We start from the raw sequence: 16,908 nt of genomic DNA on the forward strand, positions 1-16,908 counted from the left end.
TTCGATAGCGCTAATTTTACAAGCCTGTCGTCTTCTCGGGATAGAGCATTATATTGCCCATCGGGAAGGCTATCTGATCTCCCGCAGGCATGGAGCGGCCCCTGCCGCTTTCTGAAAGCACAATCGAAAACAGGAGGACGGCATGCAGATCAATCGCACGGCTTCGGCTCATTGGACCGGTGGCCTCAAGGACGGAAAAGGCCTGATCTCGACGCAGAGCGGCGCCCTGAAGGATTATCCCTACGGCTTTGCGAGCCGCTTCGAAGGCATTGCCGGCACCAACCCGGAAGAACTGATCGGTGCCGCCCATGCCGGCTGCTTCACCATGGCGCTGTCGTTGATCCTCGGCGAAGCCGGCTTTACCGCCGAGCATATGGAAACCTCCGCCAAGGTGACGCTCGAAAGCGTCGAGGGCGGTTTTGCCATAACCGCCATTCATCTCTCGCTCTCCGGCCGTATTCCCGGTGCCGATGAGGCGACCTTCACCGAACTCGCCAACAAGGCAAAGGCCGGCTGCCCGGTTTCCAAGGCGCTCGCCTCCGTTCCGATCACACTCGACGTCAAGGTCGTCTGACCCGTCACTCCATTGACGAAGTGCCGCGCGCTTCTCGCCGCGGCACTTTCCATTTGATGCCCCCATTGTCGGCGTCCGCCTATTCCGACGTCATCGGCTGTCGGACAGGCCTTCTCACCATTCATCGAGTTATCGCTTCCGACGGACCGCGCTCGTCCGGCGAGACCTTGTGCTGCGCCCCAGTATGTTGACAAGTAACTTCTGATATTTTATGACTGACGAAATTCGAAAATCGTCAGTCCTAATTCGGGTCTCGAAAATCATGAACGACATTGCGGAAAATACGCTCGACATCACGCGGCAGGAGAATGTCACGCGCATTCTGGATGCAGCCGAGCGACTGTTTCGGCACTATGGCTACAGCAAGACGACGGTGGCCGACATTGCCCGCGATCTCGGCATGTCGCCGGCCAATATTTATCGTTTCTTCGCCTCCAAGGTCGAAATTCACCAGGCGCTCTGCGGGCGCATGCTCGCCACCGCTTATCAAATCGCCTACGACATCCGCCATCAGCCGATCAGCGCCAGCGAGCGGCTGCGCCGCTATGTCGAGACCCAGCACCAGTTGACGCTGGATCTGATGCTCGACGAGATGAAGGTGCACGAGATGATCATCGTCGCGATCGAACGCGACTGGCATGTCATCGAGAAACATATCGACCGCGTCCATGATCTCATTGCCGAAATCATCGCCGAAGGCATTGCAGCCGGGGAATTCGCCGAGCAGGACCCGGTCGTTGCGTCGCGCTGCTTCGGCGCTGCGACGAACACGCTCTGCCATCCGCAGATGGTGGCGCAATGTCTTGCGAAAACGAACCGCGCGAGCGTCGACGAGCTGATCAGTTATGTGATCAGGGCGCTGAAGAAATAATGGACGGCAGCCGCCGCCGAAACCCCAAACGATCCAGGAGTGCGGAAGATGTTTTCGCTCAAGACCCTCAGCCATCGCATGCCGTCCGTCGCCAGTCTCGTGCTCTTCGGCGCCATCGGCATCGGCGTTTCCGCCTGCTCGGAAGAGAAGGCTGAGGTCAAGCAAGTCATCCGGCCGGTGAAGGTCGTCGAGATCGCCAAGGCCGGCGACACCCGCAAGCTCGACTATTCGGGCTCGGTCAAGGCACGCACGGAGATGAACCTCGGATTTCGCGTCGCCGGCAAAATCACCGAACGCCTCGTCGATATCGGCGACAAGGTGAAGCCGGGCGACGTGCTCGCTCGGATGGACTCCACCGATTACCAGCTGGCGGTCAAGACGGCGGAAGCCAATCTCGCAGCCGCTGAAAAAGGCGTCGAAACCGCCGATCTCGTGAACAAGCGCAATCAGCAGCTGTTCGACAAGAATGTTTCGCCGAAATCCCAGCTCGAGCAAGCGTCGCTCAGTTACGATCAGGCCGTTTCAAGCCGCGATGCCGCCGTCTCGGCGCTCGATCAGGCGAAGAACCAGGTGAGTTATGCGGAGCTGAAGGCCGACCACAACGGGATTGTCACGACGATCAATGCCGATGTCGGCCAGGTCGTTGCGTCGGGCACTCCCGTCGTCGCCGTTGCCGTCGACGGCGAAAAGGAAGTGCAGATCGCCGTTCCGGAAAATGACATTGCCGAATTCAAGCCGGGCAAGACAGTCAAGGCCAGCTTCTGGGCTGACGACAGGCTGGTGCTCGACGGCAAGGTGCGCGAGGTTTCCGGCAGCGCCGACCAGCAGTCGCGTACCTTTGCGGTTCGGGTGAGCCTGCCGAACGATCCGCAGGTGTTGCTCGGCATGACGGCGACGATCGAGGCCGATGTCAGCAACGGCAACAGCTATGTCTCGATCCCGCTCAGCGCCCTGGCTGAAAAGGACGGTAAGCAGATGGTCTGGACCGTCGACCGCGACACGGCGACCGTGCATGGCCGCGACATCAAGGTCGCCGATTTCACCGGCGACGGCGTGCATGTGACCGAGGGTCTCGATACCGGCGATCTCGTCGTTTCGGCCGGCACGCAGTTCATGAGCGAAAACCTGAAGGTGAAGGTGCCGGACCAGCAGTCGGCCCTGGCTGCCACGGACCAGACCGTCCGCTGAACGCGCCATAAAGAGAGAACAGGACCATGGACGCCACCACCACCGAAAAGCGGCCCTTCAATCTGTCGCGCTGGGCGATCGGACATCCAAGCATCGCCCGCTTCCTCTTCGGGCTGATCATCATCACCGGCGTGCTCGGTCTGATGCGCATGGGCCAGCGCGAGGACCCCGAATTCACCTTCCGCGTCATGGTCGTTCAGGCGATCTGGCCGGGCGCTTCCATTCAGGAAATGGAAGATCAGGTCGTCAACAAGATCGAGCGCAAGCTGCAGGAAACGCCGCATATCGACTGGGTCAAGTCGTATACGCGGGCGGGCAGTGCGATCATCACCCTGCAGGTCAAGGGCGACACGAATTCGCAAGAGGTGGCGGATGCCTTTTACCAGGTGCGCAAGAAGGTCGGCGACATCTCCAGCGAGCTGCCGCAGGGCCTGCTCGGCCCCTATTTCAACGACGAGTTCGGCGATACCTTCATCACGCTGCATTCGATCAGCGGCGACGGCTATTCCTATCCGGAACTGAAGAAATTCGCGATCCAGGCGCGCGACATGCTGCTGACGACGCCGGGCGTTGAGAAGGCGGTCATCATCGGCGACCAGCCTGAGAAGATCTATATCGACGTCTCGTCGAAGGCGCTCGCCGAGCGCGGCCTGACGATCCTCGATCTGCAGAACGCCATCAAGGGCCAGAACAATGTCGATCCGGCCGGCTCGGTCGATACCGGCCTGCGCTCGGTGCGCATATCGGTCGAAGGCGACGTGAAGAAGGCGGCCGATATCCGCGAACTGCGCCTTCGCGCCGGCGGCCAGGTGACGCGCCTCGGCGATATCGCGACCGTCAGTTCCGGGCTCGAAGATCCCTACCAGCGCAAGTACCGTTTCAACGGCCACGACAGCGTTCAGGTCGGCGTCGTGATGGCCAAGGGCTTCAATGTGACCGATGTCGGCAAGGGCGTGGAGGCGACCTATCAGCGCTTCGAGGAGGCGCTGCCCTATGGCGTCGCCGTTGATCAGATCGCCAACCAGCCCGACGTGGTGACGGATGCGGTCAGCGAATTCATGCATGCGCTCGGCGAAGCTCTCATCATCGTGCTGGTCGTCTCGTTCGTGTCGATCGGCTGGCGATCGGGCCTCGTTATCGCCATCGCCATTCCATTGGTGCTGGCCGCCACCTTTGCGCTGATGTACGAACTCGGCATCGACCTGCAGCGCATCTCGCTCGGCGCGCTGATCATCGCGCTCGGCCTGCTTGTCGACGATGCGATGATCGTCGTCGAGATGATGGAACGAAAACTGGAGGAGGGGCTCGTCAAGATCGAGGCGGCAAGCTTCGCCTATTCCTCGACCGCCTTCCCGATGCTGACGGGCACGCTGATCACCACGGCCGGCTTCATTCCCGTCGGCTTCGCCGCCTCGACGGCCGGCGAATATGTGCGGTCGCTATTCTACGTCGTCGGCATCGCGCTTGTCACCTCGTGGTTCGTCGCGGTCTACTTCACGCCGTGGCTCGGCTATATGATCCTCAAGCAGCGCCATCACGCCGGCAAGCATCACGACGCCTTCGACACCGGCTTCTACCGTCGGCTGCGCGGCACGGTCGGCTGGGCGGTGCGCCACCGCGTCATCGTGCTGCTGCTGACGCTCGGCACCTTCGTCACCAGCCTCTGGGCCTTTCAGTTCATTCCGCAGAATTTCTTCCCGCAATCTTCGCGGCCGGAAATTCTCGTCGATCTCTGGCTGCCCGAGGGCACCAGCATCAAGGAAGTCGAGGTGCAGGCAAAGGCGCTCGAAGCCAAGATGATGGATGATCCCGACAAGAAGTTCATCGCCACCTATATCGGCGAAGGCGCGCCGCGCTTCTTCCTGCCGCTCGATCAGCAGCTGCGCAATCCGAACTTCGCCCAGCTGCTCGTCATGGCCAATGACGAACCGGCGCGCGAGCGGCTGATCGTCAAGCTGCGGACGATCCTTGCGGAAGACTTCCCCGATATTCGCGGCAAGGTCGACCGCCTCTTCCTCGGTCCGCCGACCGGCTGGCCGGTGCAGATGCGCGTCATGGGGCCTGACCGCCAGGAAGTCAGGGAGATCGCCGATCAGGTAAAGGCGCGCTTCCAGGCCAATCCGGAGCTCGGCGCCATCCATGACGATTGGCTGGAAGAGGTGCCGGCGATGAAGCTGGTGATCGACCAGGACCGCGCCCGGGCACTCGGCGTCACCTCGCAGCGTGTGCGCCAGATGCTGCAGACCGCCATGTCAGGGGCTGCGCTCGACGATTTCCGCGATGGTGAGGAGACGGTCTCGATCGTCGCCCGCGAGCCGGATGCCAGCCGTTCGCTGCTGTCGGCGGTCAACTCGGTCTATGTGCCGACGGATTTCGGCGGCTTTGTACCGGTCTCGCAGGTCGCCAAGGTCGTGCCCGTCATGGAGCAGGGCATCGAATGGCGGCGCAACAGGCTGCCGACGATCACCGTGCGCGCCACGCTGCCTGACGATGTGCAGGCGAACGATGTGGTGATGAAGATGTATGCCGACATGAAGGACCTGCGCGACAGCCTGCCTGCCGGCTACCATGTCGAGATTCAGGGCGGCGCCGAGGATGCGGCGGAAAGCCAGATGTCGATTGCCGCCAAGGCGCCGATCATGCTCGCCGTCATCATCGTGCTGCTGATGGTGCAGCTGCAGCATTTCGGCAAGGCGATGCTGGTGCTCGCCACCGGTCCGCTCGGGATCATCGGTGCGGCGGCCGCATTGCTGATCAGCGGCGCGCCCTTCGGCTTCGTGGCGATCCTCGGCGTCATCGCGCTGCTCGGCATCATCATGCGCAACTCGATCATCCTGGTCGACCAGATCGACCAGGATATCAAGGCCGGCATGCATCGGCAGGAGGCGATCGTCGGCGCGGCCGTGCGGCGTTTCCGGCCGATCATGCTGACGGCGCTGACCGCCGTGCTGGCGCTGATCCCGATCTCGCGCGGTGTCTTCTGGGGTCCGCTCGCCTACGCGATGATGGGCGGCATCCTGGTTGCGACCGTGCTTACCATTCTGGTTCTGCCCGCCGGTTACGCCCTTTTCTTCGGCCGGGAGCCGAAGACAAAGGACGAGCCAGGCCAGCATGCCGACGCCATCCAGGAAGAGGCGGATGACAGACATCCGCCGGCGTTGGCAGCAGAGTGAGGACGGCGCGGCGAAAGCCGCGCCGTTTTCCTTGCAGGTCACAGCTTCCTCATCAAAGCGCGTCGCTGCCCACAGCGCCGCGCAGTCTTTACTGCCTGCTCCGTCTTGGAGCTGCGCGCCGATTCCATTGCCGCCTCGAAAAAGCTAAGCTGCGAAAGCATACCGGGAGACCAACCGCGATCCCGGCCACTCAGCGACGAGGCAGGGCACGACCATGGCCGATTACCATCTGGAAGCAAGCTGGAGCCCGATCGAGGGCAGTTTCGGGCGCCTCACCTTCACGCTTTTCAATCTTTCGACCGAGCCGCTGTCCAGCTTCTCGCTCGCCTATACGTCAGAGACGCGGGTCGCCGACAAACATGTCTGCGACGGCGGCAGCCTCAAGCGGCGGGTCGCGCATTTCCATGAATTCCTGCCGCCCGAGGGGCTGAGCGTGCCGCCCGGCGGGCGCTGGCGGTTCACGGTCGAGGGGCTGACCAGGGCGCCGAAACATATGACATCAGGCGTCAAGTCGGCCTATCTGACACTTGGCGACGGGCGCCACGTTCCGGTTGGTTTCGGCGATCTCATGCTCGAAGGCCGGGATGGTGGCGTGGCGCCGCCCATTCTGCCGCCGGGCCGGGCCGAGGAACCCTATTCGCTGCTGCCCTGGCCGCTGGCGCTCGGGCTGAAGGCTGGAGAGCTGCCGGTCGTCCTTTATCCGGCCGCGCGGACGCGGGCCGATGCGGTCAAGGCACTCTCGCTGGTTCTCGCGCTTTACCAGCGGCTCTACCCGGCAGACAATATGCCGTTTTCCCTCAGTGCCGTCGAAGGCGGGCGGGCCATTCGTTTCGTCACCGAATCGTCGATCGCTGCCTTCGCTTACGAATTGCGTTTTACCGCGCATGAGATCGTGCTTTCGAGTGCGGATGATGCCGGGCGGCATTACGGGCTGATCAGCCTGGCGCAATTGCTGCACGGCGCCCGCGCCGATCGCGAGCACTTCAAATTCCCCAGTTTCGGCACGATCGCCGACCAGCCGCGTTATGACTGGCGCGGCTGCCATCTCGATGTGTCCAGGCAGTTCTATCCGGTGGCGGACGTCGCGCGGCTGATCGATATTCTCGCCTGGAACAAGCTCAACATCTTCCACTGGCATCTGACCGATGACGAAGCGTGGCGGCTGGAGATCAAAGCCTACCCCGCGCTGACGGAGATCGGCGCCCGGCGCGGCCCGGATGAAGTGCTCGTGCCGCAGCTCGGCGACGGGGCGCAACCGCGCGCCGGCCATTACACACAGGAGGACGCCAGGTGGATCGTTGCGCATGCCGCCTCGCTGCATATCGAGGTGGTGCCGGAAATCGATATTCCGGGCCACAGCATGGCGACGCTGTTCTCACTGCCCGAGCTTGTCGACGGGCAGGAGGCGCCGGACAGTTACCGCTCGGTGCAGGGTTATCCGAACAACGCTCTCAATCCGGCTGTAGAATTCACCTACGAATTTCTCGGCAATGTGTTCGACGAGATGGTGACGCTGTTTCCCGGCGAATATCTCCATATCGGCGGCGACGAAGTGGCGCGTGGCTCCTGGCTCTCCTCGCCGCTCTGCAAGGCGCTGATGGAGCGGGAGAAACTTGCCGGCACCGCCGAGCTGCAATCCTATTTCCTGAAACGTATCAAAGCCATGCTGTCGGAGCGCGGCAGGAAACTCGTCGGCTGGAACGAGGTCTCGCATGGCGGCGGGGTCGATCGCGACGGCACGCTGCTGATGGCCTGGGAAAAGCCCGCCGTCGGCATTGAGCTGGCACAGGAAGGCTACGACGTGGTGATGACGCCGGGCCAGGCCTATTATCTCGATATGGCGCAGGCTGAAGCCTGGGCCGAGCCCGGCGCGGCCTGGGCAGGGTTCAGCCCGCCGGAACACACCTACGCTTACGAGGCTGAGGGTGAGCTGCCGGAGGCGCTGCAGGAGAAGATGCGCGGCATCCAGGCCTGCATCTGGACCGAGAACTTCGTCTCGCGCGCCTATTTCAACCGGCTGGTTTTTCCGCGGCTCCCGGCAATCGCCGAGGCTGCCTGGACGCCTTCTGCACGCAAGGACTGGGATCGGTTCGCAGCGGTCGTGCGGATGTGGCCGATGCTTTAAGCTGCCGTCTCGGCCTTCAGCCCCAAAAGCGCTGCCCCTATCAGGCCGGGTTCGATGCGGCATTCGCTGCGCACCACCAGCGGACGATCGAACTTGCGCAGGATGCGGGCGCGCACGGCGTGGTCGAGCTCGGCAAGCAGCGGCTCGACATTGGAAAGCCCGCCACCGACCGGCACGATGGTCGCGCCGGTGATGTTGATCGTCAGCGCTAAGGGCGAGGCGACGAGATCGACATAGACGTCGATCGTCCGTGTCGCCTTCTCCTCTCCATGGCGCCACTGAGCGATGATCTCCTCGCTGGCAAGGTCGAGATCGTGCAGCGTCTTGTGCAGGCGCTCCAGGCCGCGGGCGCCGCCGACGGTGTCGACGCAGCCCTTCTGGCCGCAGCCGCAGGCATAAGCGGGAATGGCGACGGGCGGATTGCCGGCCGCAGATGCGATGATCGGCCCGTGACCCCATTCGCCGGCAAAGCCGCCGGCCTCGTTGACGAGGCGTCCGTCGGCAACCAGGCCGCCGCCGACGCCGGTACCGAGGATGGCGCCGAAGACGATGCGGTGGCCGCGGCCGGCGCCGAGACCGGCTTCGGCCATCGCGAAACAGTCGGCGTCGTTGGCGATCAGCACCGGCAGACCGAGCTCGGCTTCGAGGTCGGCTGCGAGCGTGCGGTCGTGGATGCAGGGAATGTTGGCGCAGATCAGGCGCTGTGTATCGGGATCGACGACGCCGGCGATGGAAAGGACGATGCGGCTCGGCTGCTCACCGGTTTCGGCGATGATGCCGCGCAGGGTCTCGACGAAAGCGGCAAAATCATCCCTAGGCGTCGGGCGGCGGCCGAGGGGAAGGATGTCTGTCTCGGAGCGTGCGATGCCGCCCTTGATGGCGGAGCCGCCGATGTCGAATGAAATGATCATTGCCACTCTGCCGTTTCTCTGGTCTCCCAGCGTCTGCTTGCATTGTTGGCGGGGAATTTCAAGCGCTCATTCGGCGGTGGTGCCGCCGGCTTTAGGGTCGTGCCGTGTGGCATCCCCTCTGTTCTGCTTGATATCTCTGCCACAGGTGGGGAGATGGGATAGGCGGGACGGGTTTCCGTCTTCCATCCGTGATGGCAAGACGTTAGAGAAGTCCGGTGAGCCCAAACCTATCGGCTCCGATCGCAGCCGCAATTTCTAACCCCGCAAGTCATTCAATTGGCATATTGCATCGCCAAAATCCGGCCCTACACTTTCATCAACTGCCGGACCCACGACCATCGATACGAGAGAAAACAGTACCATCCGAAGAGCACGTCCCAAAGGCCGCCGCCTCTCATCCATTTTGCGGCAGATGGCCGCCGATCAGAGCCGCGAACGGATCTCGATCGGCGATCTGTTCAACACGATGGGCGACAGGGCGATCAGCGCGTTGATGCTGATCTTCGCGCTGCCGAACGCCTTTCCCACTCCGCCAGGCACCTCGGCCGTGCTCGGCGCGCCATTGGTCTTCCTGGCAGCACAACTGACCTTCGGGCTGAAGCCCTGGCTACCGAAGGTGATTGCCAACCGTTCGATGCGCCGGGAGGATTTCGAGACCATTGTCGGCCGCATCCATCGCTGGCTCGCCTGGGCCGAGCGCATGTTGAAGCCGAGGCTTGCGATCTTCGCCGAACCGCCGGCGGAATATCTTGCCGGGGCGGCATGCCTGCTGCTGTCGATCGTGCTGCTGCTGCCGGTCCCGCTCGGCAATATCCTGCCGGCCGTCACGATCTCCGTCTTCGCGTTCGGGATCTTGGGCCGTGACGGGCTCTTCGCGCTCATCGGCTTCGTGATGACGGCCGTGTCGCTCGTCGTCGCCGGCGGGGTGATTTACGGTCTCGTGAAGGCGGCGATCCATCTCGTCGTGCAATGGTTTGCCTAAACGGAGTTTGCTTGAGTGATGGCGTTATTTGGCCGACCTCTTTGCAACAGGCTCGACATTTGCCGGAATTTTGTTTTGATCTGGCGCGATACAGACTCAAATCATGTTCGGCGCCGGCACGCCGGCTCATTTTGCGCGGTAGGCAATAGATGGTAAAAAGATCCGAGACCCCTGCACGGCTCGACGATGCGGCGCGTGCCGGCTGGCTCTATTACGTTGCCGGGCGTACGCAGGATGAAATCGCCGCTGCTATGGGCATCTCGCGGCAATCAGCACAGCGGCTGGTGTCGCTGGCGGTCGCCGAGCGCCTGATCAAGGTGCGGCTCGATCATCCGATCGCCGCCTGCCTGGAGCTCGGCAATCAGCTGCGGCGGAAATTCGGGCTGAAACATGTGGAGGTGGTTCCGAGCGATCCCGCGTCGTCGTCGACGACGGTCGGTATCGCCGAGGCGGCCGCGGCCGAGATCGAGCGATGGCTGAAACGGGCCGAGCCCATCGTCCTCGCCATTGGGACCGGCCGCACCCTGAAGGCCGCCGTCGACCAGCTGCCGGCGATCGAATGTCCCAATCACCGCATCGTTTCGCTGACCGGCAATATCGCCCCGGACGGATCGGCGGCCTATTACAACGTCATTTTCAGCATGGCCGACGCCGTGAAGGCGCGGCACTATCCGATGCCGTTGCCGGTGCTCGTCACCTCGGCGGAGGAGCGGGAGCTGCTGCATGGCCAACAGCTGGTGCGCTCGACGCTGAATATGAGCGCACAAGCCGATGTCACCTTCGTCGGCATCGGCGAGCTCGGCATCGATGGGCCGCTCTGCGTCGACGGTTTTCTGGAGAAGGACGAGATGATGGAGCTGATGCGCGGGGGTGCCGTCGGCGAGATCTGCGGCTGGATCTTTGATGTCGACGGCAGGTTGATCGACAACCCGATCAACGAGCGCGTCGCGTCGGCGCCGATCCCGTCTCGCGACGCATCGATGGTCATTGGGCTGGCCAAGGGCAAGCGCAAGTTCAAGGCGATCAGGGCTGCCGTTGTCGGCCATCAAATCAATGCTTTGATCACCGATGAAGAGACTGCTGAGTTTTTGCTCAGGAATTGAGCAAAAAATATCCTAGTTAAATCAATTGGATGAATACCCTCTTCGGCATCGCAGCAACGATTGCCGATTGACATTCGTTATCGTTTGTTGAGTAATTGCCCATGAGCGAAGCGAATGCTCACACCCCATCTTCTGGGAGGAAGATTATGACATTGAAAACTTTTATGCTGGGCGCCTGCTCAGCACTGGCGTTTGCCGGCATGGCTTCGGCCGAGACGCTGACAATCGCAACCGTGAACAACGGCGATATGATCCTGATGCAGAAGCTGACGGATGATTTCAAGGCGAAGAACCCCGGCATCGACCTTGAATGGGTAACCCTCGAAGAGAACGTGCTGCGCCAGAAGGTCACGACCGACATCGCGACCAAGGGCGGCCAGTACGACGTTCTGACGATCGGCACTTATGAAGTTCCGATCTGGGCAAAGCAGGGCTGGCTGGTGCCGCTCGACAATCTCGGCGCCAATTACGACGTCGACGACCTGCTGCCGGCGATCCGCAGCGGCCTGACCATGGACGGCAAGCTTTATGCGGCTCCGTTCTACGGCGAAAGCTCGATGGTCATGTATCGCAAGGACCTGTTCGACGCCGCCGGCCTGAAGATGCCGGACGCCCCGACCTGGGACTTCATTGCCGACGCTGCGCGCAAGATCACCAACAAGGACAAGGAAGTCTACGGTATCTGCCTGCGCGGCAAGGCCGGCTGGGGCGAGAACATGGCCTTCCTGACGGCCATGTCCAACTCCTTCGGCGCCCGCTGGTTCGATGAAAGCTGGAAGCCGCAGTTCGACCAGCCCGAATGGAAGGACACGCTCGACTTCTACGTCAAGCTGATGAAAGATGCCGGCCCTCCGGGCGCTTCCTCCAACGGCTTCAACGAGAACCTGGCGCTCTTCCAGACCGGCAAGTGCGGCATGTGGATCGATGCCACCGTTGCCGCATCCTTCGTCAGCAATCCGAAGGACTCGACCGTCGCCGACAAGGTCGGCTTCGCGCTGGCTCCGGATAAGGGTCTCGGCAAGCGCGGCAACTGGTTGTGGGCCTGGAGCCTTGCCATCCCGGCAGGTTCGCAGAAGGCCGAAGCGGCCGAGAAGTTCGTCGCCTGGGCCACGAGCAAGGACTACACCAAGCTTGTCGCCGAGAAGGAAGGCTGGCTGAACGCACCTCCGGGCACCCGCACCTCGCTCTATGCGAATGCGGAATACCAGAAGGCGGCTCCCTTCGCCAAAATGACGATCGACTCGATCAACGCGGCCGATCCAAGCAAGCCGACCGTCAAGCCGGTTCCCTATGTCGGCGTCCAATTCGTGGCGATCCCGGAATTCCAGGGCATCGGCACGGCGGTGGGCCAGCAGTTCTCCGCAGCTCTTGCCGGCCAGCTCTCGGTCGACCAGGCCCTGCAGGCAGCACAGCAGTTGGCCACCCGCGAAATGACCAAGGCCGGCTACATTAAGTAAAACCTCCTGAGCAAGAGGCGGATCCTTGACAATCCGCCCCTCTGGGCCGCCGATTGCCCGAACTGCATCGGCGGCCGCTTTTTTCCAGACAAAGCTGCCTTGCGGCCGCTCCCCGCTTCAGTCCAGATCGGTGATTGCCATGGCAACGTTACATACCCGCTCCTCCGCGCGCCTGATGATTGCGCCCTCCGTGCTGCTCCTCTTTGCATGGATGATCGTCCCGCTGGCGATGACGATCTACTTCTCGCTGCTGAACTACAATCTGCTCAACCCCGGCATGGAAAGCTTCGTCGGTTTTCTGAACTATCAGTACTTCCTGACGGATCCGGCCTTCTTCGCGGCGCTGATCAACACGCTGCTGCTTGTCGCCGGCGTGTTGTTGATCACCGTCATCGGCGGCATCGCCTTTGCGCTGCTGCTCGACCAGCCGATGTACGGCCAGGGCATCGTGCGCATCCTGGTGATTGCGCCGTTCTTCGTCATGCCGACGGTGGCCGCACTGGTCTGGAAGAACATGTTCATGAACCCGGTCAACGGGTTGTTTGCCCATCTTGCCAAGGCGCTCGGCCTGCAGCCGATCGACTGGCTGGCGAATGCGCCGCTGTTTTCCGTCATTCTGATCGTCGCCTGGCAATGGCTGCCGTTTGCCACCCTCATCATGCTGACGGCGCTGCAGTCGCTCGACGAGGAGCAGAAGGAAGCCTCCGAAATGGACGGCGCCGGGCCGATCTCGAAGTTCATCTACATCATCCTGCCGCATATGGCGCGCGCCATCACCGTGGTGATCCTGATCCAGACGATCTTCCTGCTTTCGGTCTTTGCCGAAATCCTCGTCACCACCAATGGCGGGCCGGGCACCGACAGTACCAACCTCACCTATCTCGTCTACGTGCAGGCGCTTCTCCAGTTCGATATTGGCGGCGCATCGGCCGGCGGCATCGTGGCTGTTATCCTCGCCAATATCGTCGCGATCTTCCTCGTCCGCCTCGTCGGCAAGAATCTGGAGGCTTGAGATGGCCAGAAAAGTCACAACGCAGCGCAAGCTCATCGTCACCGCGATCGCCTGGACGCTCGGTATCCTGATCTTCTTCCCGATTCTCTGGACGTTTCTCACCAGCTTCAAGTCGGAGGCCGACGCCATTGCCTCGCCGCCGCAGTTCCTGTTCTTCCACTGGACGACGGAGAACTACGCCGAGGTGCAGAGCCGGTCGAACTATCTCGGCCACTTCATGAACTCGGTAATCATCTCCTTCGGCTCGACGCTGATCGGCCTGATCATTGCCATTCCGGCCGCCTGGGCCATGGCGTTTTCGCCGACCAAGCGGACCAAGGACGTGCTGATGTGGATGCTGTCGACCAAGATGATGCCGCCGGTCGGCGCACTGATCCCGATCTATCTGATGTTCCGCAATTTTGGCCTGCTCGACACGCGCACCGGCCTGGTGATCGTGTTGACGCTGATCAACCTGCCGATCATCGTCTGGATGCTCTACACCTACTTCAAGGAAATCCCCGGCGAGATCCTCGAGGCGGCGCGCATGGATGGGGCGTCGCTGATGAAGGAGATCGTCTACGTGTTGACGCCGATGGCGGTGCCCGGCATTGCCTCGACGCTGCTCTTGAACATCATCCTTGCCTGGAACGAGGCGTTCTGGACGCTTAACCTCACCGCCTCGAAGGCGGCGCCGCTGACGGCCTTCATCGCCTCCTATTCCAGCCCCGAGGGTCTGTTTTACGCCAAGCTCTCGGCGGCATCGACGATGGCCATCGCGCCGATCCTGATCCTTGGCTGGTTCAGCCAGAAACAACTCGTCCGCGGCCTGACCTTCGGCGCTGTGAAATAACATAAAAGGGAGAGAAACATGGGCAGCATTACCCTTCAGAAGGTTTCCAAGGTCTTCGGCGAAGCCAAGGTCATCCCTTCGATCGATCTCGACATCAAGGACGGCGAGTTCGTCGTCTTCGTCGGCCCGTCGGGCTGCGGCAAGTCCACGCTGCTTAGGCTGATCGCCGGGCTCGAGGACGTCTCCGGCGGCAAGATCGTCATCGACGGCAGGGACGCCACCGAAAAGGCGCCGTCCGAGCGCGGCCTTGCCATGGTGTTCCAGTCCTATGCGCTTTATCCGCATATGAGCGTGCGCAACAACATCGCCTTCCCGCTGAAGATGGCCGGCATCGACAAGGCGGAGATCGATCGCAAGGTGAGCGATGCCGCCCGGGTGCTTAATCTCACCGACTATCTCGAGCGCAAGCCGCGCCAGCTGTCCGGTGGCCAGCGCCAGCGCGTGGCGATCGGCCGCGCCATCGTGCGCCAACCCTCGGCCTTCCTGTTCGACGAACCGCTGTCGAACCTTGATGCCGCTCTGCGCGTCAACATGCGCCTCGAAATCAGCGAGCTGCATCAGCAGCTGAGGACGACGATGGTCTACGTCACCCACGACCAGGTCGAGGCGATGACCATGGCCGACAAAATCGTCGTCCTGAACAGGGGCAATATCGAGCAGGTCGGATCGCCGCTCGAACTCTACAGCCGTCCCCGCAACCTCTTTGTTGCCGGCTTCATCGGATCGCCGAAGATGAACTTCATCACCGGCCAACATGCCGCCGCGCTCAACGCTCATACCATCGGCGTCCGGCCCGAACATGTGCTGCTGTCGATGGAAAGCGGCGACTGGAAGGGCAGGGTCGTGGTCGCCGAACATCTCGGTTCCGACACCTTCCTGCATATCGATGCCGATGGCATCGGCATGCTGACGGCGCGCGGCAGCGGCGATTTCGCCGCCAAAGCGGGCGATACGGTCTTCCTGACGCCGGACCGTTCGCGTATTCATAAATTCAACGAGGGCGGCCTTGCCATCTGAGGCAGCCGGCCGGGCCGGAGGGCAGGCATGCGAGCCGGACGATGGCGCCCGGCCGTCTCGGCAAGACCTTCAAGAGGACTGAAACATGACGTGCAAACTATCGCTGGCAACGCTTTCGGATGTAGCGCGCACTGCTGCCATCCCTGGATATGACAGGGCGTCGCTGAAAGCTGGCATCGTGCACTTCGGCGTCGGCAATTTCCACCGTGCCCATCAGGCGATCTATCTCGACGATCTCTTCAGCGCGGGCACGGATCACGACTGGGCGATCGTCGGCGCCGGCGTGCTGCCGTCGGATGCCGCGATGCGCGAAAAGCTTGCGGCGCAGGATTTTCTGACGACGGTGGTCGAACAGGACAACAACAAGACGGCGGCGCGCGTCACCGCACCGATGATCGACATCCTGCCGGTCGGCGATGCTGATGCGATCATCGGCAGGCTTGCCGATCCCGAGATCCGCATCGTTTCGCTGACGATCACCGAGGGCGGCTATTTCATCGATGCATCAGGCACGTTCAATCCGGCCCATCCGGCGATCGCAGCAGACGGAAAGAACCCTGATGCGCCGAAGACGGTGTTCGGCCTGATCGTCGCCGGCCTGAAGGCGCGCAAGGACAAGGGCATCGGACCCTTCACCGTCATGTCCTGCGACAACATTCCCCATAATGGCATCGTCACCGCCAATGCCGTGGTCGGCACGGCGGCACTTTCGGACCCCGCCCTTGCCGACTGGATCCGGGCGAATGTCGCCTTCCCGAACGCCATGGTCGACCGTATCACGCCGGCGACCAGTCAGCGCGAGATCGATTTCCTCAGGGACAATTTCCAGATCGAGGACAGTTGGCCGGTCTATTGCGAGGAATTCAAGCAATGGGTGCTCGAGGATAAGTTCACCGCCGGCCGGCCGGCGCTGGAAAAGGTCGGCGTCACATTCGTTGCCGATGTCACGCCTTACGAGCATATGAAGATCCGCATCCTCAACGGCGGGCATGCCGCGATCGCCTATCCGGCGGCGCTGATGGACATCCATTTCGTGCATGATTCCATGGAAGACCCGCTGATCCGCGCCTTCCTCGCCAAGCTCGAGAAAGACGAGATCATTCCGATCGTACCGCCGGTACCGAACACGTCGCTGACGGATTATTTCGCGCTGATCGAACATCGCCTGCTCAATCCGAAGATTGCCGACACCATTCCGCGGCTGGCGCAGGACGGCTCGAACCGTCAACCGAAATTCATCCTGCCGTCGACGCTCGACAATCTGAGTCAGGGCAGGGATGTCGTCGGTCTGGCGCTGGTTTCAGCACTCTGGTGCCGTTATTTCGCCGGCAAGACCGACAGCGGCAAGGATATCGTCTTCAACGACGCGAGCGCAGAGCGCCTGCATGCGGCAGCGCTGAAAGCCAAGGACGATCCGTCGGCCTTCCTCGCCTTCGACGATATTTTCGGCGAAGTGGCGAAATCCGAACTTTTCCGCAAGCGTTTTGCCCATGCTCTCAAAACCCTGTGGGAAAAGGGCACGCGGGAGACGCTGCAGCTCTATCTCGACGGCAAGCTCGCAGTGTAAGAAATTCGGTGGCGGTCTCTACTGCCGCCATTCATCCGGCCTTGCGAGTGAAGCGGGACGGTAACGCGTTCGAATTGAACTCAGGTTGGGTCTTGC

The 16,908-nt window shown here is 61.9% G+C and carries 13 protein-coding genes; 12 read left to right on the top strand and 1 reads right to left on the bottom strand.

What is annotated here, in order from left to right; genetic code table 11:
• Positions 1–142 precede the first annotated feature (142 nt).
• From FFM53_RS16040 to FFM53_RS16060, 5 genes are all read left to right on the top strand, one after another.
• The gene (locus FFM53_RS16040; RefSeq protein ID WP_138333178.1) at positions 143–574 is read left to right on the top strand and encodes an OsmC family protein; all 432 of its coding nucleotides are present in this window, start codon (positions 143–145) and stop codon (positions 572–574) included.
• Positions 575–836: 262 nt separating this feature from the next.
• Positions 837–1,445, top strand: a complete 609-nt coding sequence (locus FFM53_RS16045; protein ID WP_138333180.1) for a TetR/AcrR family transcriptional regulator — start codon at positions 837–839, stop codon at positions 1,443–1,445.
• A gap of 48 nt (positions 1,446–1,493) precedes the next feature.
• Positions 1,494–2,633: an efflux RND transporter periplasmic adaptor subunit gene (locus FFM53_RS16050; RefSeq protein WP_017989494.1), complete on the top strand. Its 1,140-nt coding sequence runs from the start codon at positions 1,494–1,496 to the stop codon at positions 2,631–2,633.
• Positions 2,634–2,659: 26 nt separating this feature from the next.
• Complete coding sequence (locus FFM53_RS16055; RefSeq protein ID WP_138333182.1) at positions 2,660–5,806, top strand: efflux RND transporter permease subunit; 3,147 nt, start codon at positions 2,660–2,662, stop codon at positions 5,804–5,806.
• Between the two features lie 214 nt (positions 5,807–6,020).
• Positions 6,021–7,931, top strand: coding sequence for a beta-N-acetylhexosaminidase (locus FFM53_RS16060; RefSeq protein WP_138390629.1), 1,911 nt, complete (start codon positions 6,021–6,023; stop codon positions 7,929–7,931).
• Here FFM53_RS16060 and FFM53_RS16065 read toward each other — a convergent pair.
• Complete coding sequence (locus FFM53_RS16065; RefSeq protein ID WP_138390628.1) at positions 7,928–8,842, bottom strand: ROK family protein; 915 nt, start codon at positions 8,840–8,842, stop codon at positions 7,928–7,930. The two genes, FFM53_RS16060 and FFM53_RS16065, sit on opposite strands and share 4 nt — an antisense overlap.
• A 412-nt stretch (positions 8,843–9,254) precedes the next feature.
• On the opposite strand from FFM53_RS16065, the gene FFM53_RS16070 reads away from it, so the two are divergent.
• The 7 genes from FFM53_RS16070 to FFM53_RS16100 all read left to right on the top strand — a co-directional run bounded on the left by FFM53_RS16070 (position 9,255) and on the right by FFM53_RS16100 (position 16,812).
• Entirely contained in the window at positions 9,255–9,824 is a 570-nt protein-coding gene (locus tag FFM53_RS16070; protein ID WP_246412983.1) for an exopolysaccharide biosynthesis protein, read from the top strand.
• A gap of 149 nt (positions 9,825–9,973) precedes the next feature.
• Positions 9,974–10,927: a sugar-binding transcriptional regulator gene (locus FFM53_RS16075; protein ID WP_011653616.1), complete on the top strand. Its 954-nt coding sequence runs from the start codon at positions 9,974–9,976 to the stop codon at positions 10,925–10,927.
• A 146-nt stretch (positions 10,928–11,073) separates the two neighbouring features.
• Complete coding sequence (locus tag FFM53_RS16080; protein WP_138390626.1) at positions 11,074–12,384, top strand: ABC transporter substrate-binding protein; 1,311 nt, start codon at positions 11,074–11,076, stop codon at positions 12,382–12,384.
• A gap of 139 nt (positions 12,385–12,523) precedes the next feature.
• Positions 12,524–13,396: a carbohydrate ABC transporter permease gene (locus FFM53_RS16085; protein WP_138333192.1), complete on the top strand. Its 873-nt coding sequence runs from the start codon at positions 12,524–12,526 to the stop codon at positions 13,394–13,396.
• A 1-nt stretch (position 13,397) separates the two neighbouring features.
• Positions 13,398–14,228 (top strand): carbohydrate ABC transporter permease, encoded by an 831-nt coding sequence (locus FFM53_RS16090; RefSeq protein WP_003543125.1) that lies wholly within the window; start codon positions 13,398–13,400, stop codon positions 14,226–14,228.
• A gap of 18 nt (positions 14,229–14,246) precedes the next feature.
• The gene (locus FFM53_RS16095) at positions 14,247–15,245 is read left to right on the top strand and encodes an ABC transporter ATP-binding protein (RefSeq protein ID WP_138390625.1); all 999 of its coding nucleotides are present in this window, start codon (positions 14,247–14,249) and stop codon (positions 15,243–15,245) included.
• 85 nt (positions 15,246–15,330) lie between these two features.
• The gene (locus FFM53_RS16100) at positions 15,331–16,812 is read left to right on the top strand and encodes a mannitol dehydrogenase family protein (RefSeq protein WP_138390624.1); all 1,482 of its coding nucleotides are present in this window, start codon (positions 15,331–15,333) and stop codon (positions 16,810–16,812) included.
• Positions 16,813–16,908 lie beyond the last annotated feature (96 nt).

This window comes from Rhizobium indicum, from assembly GCF_005862305.2.
GTDB classification, from domain to species: domain Bacteria; phylum Pseudomonadota; class Alphaproteobacteria; order Rhizobiales; family Rhizobiaceae; genus Rhizobium; species Rhizobium indicum.

Excerpts from the sequence above, each read along its gene's own strand:
- FFM53_RS16040 (WP_138333178.1), top strand. The coding sequence starts at position 143 with ATGCAGATCAATCGCACGGCTTCGGCTCATTGGACCGGTGGCCTCAAG.
- FFM53_RS16085 (WP_138333192.1), top strand. The coding sequence starts at position 12,524 with ATGGCAACGTTACATACCCGCTCCTCCGCGCGCCTGATGATTGCGCCC.
- FFM53_RS16090 (WP_003543125.1), top strand. The coding sequence starts at position 13,398 with ATGGCCAGAAAAGTCACAACGCAGCGCAAGCTCATCGTCACCGCGATC.
- FFM53_RS16070 (WP_246412983.1), top strand. The coding sequence starts at position 9,255 with ATGGCCGCCGATCAGAGCCGCGAACGGATCTCGATCGGCGATCTGTTC.
- FFM53_RS16045 (WP_138333180.1), top strand. The coding sequence starts at position 837 with ATGAACGACATTGCGGAAAATACGCTCGACATCACGCGGCAGGAGAAT.
- FFM53_RS16080 (WP_138390626.1), top strand. The coding sequence starts at position 11,074 with ATGACATTGAAAACTTTTATGCTGGGCGCCTGCTCAGCACTGGCGTTT.
- FFM53_RS16065 (WP_138390628.1), bottom strand. The coding sequence starts at position 8,842 with ATGATCATTTCATTCGACATCGGCGGCTCCGCCATCAAGGGCGGCATC.
- FFM53_RS16075 (WP_011653616.1), top strand. The coding sequence starts at position 9,974 with ATGGTAAAAAGATCCGAGACCCCTGCACGGCTCGACGATGCGGCGCGT.
- FFM53_RS16095 (WP_138390625.1), top strand. The coding sequence starts at position 14,247 with ATGGGCAGCATTACCCTTCAGAAGGTTTCCAAGGTCTTCGGCGAAGCC.
- FFM53_RS16060 (WP_138390629.1), top strand. The coding sequence starts at position 6,021 with ATGGCCGATTACCATCTGGAAGCAAGCTGGAGCCCGATCGAGGGCAGT.
- FFM53_RS16100 (WP_138390624.1), top strand. The coding sequence starts at position 15,331 with ATGACGTGCAAACTATCGCTGGCAACGCTTTCGGATGTAGCGCGCACT.
- FFM53_RS16050 (WP_017989494.1), top strand. The coding sequence starts at position 1,494 with ATGTTTTCGCTCAAGACCCTCAGCCATCGCATGCCGTCCGTCGCCAGT.
- FFM53_RS16055 (WP_138333182.1), top strand. The coding sequence starts at position 2,660 with ATGGACGCCACCACCACCGAAAAGCGGCCCTTCAATCTGTCGCGCTGG.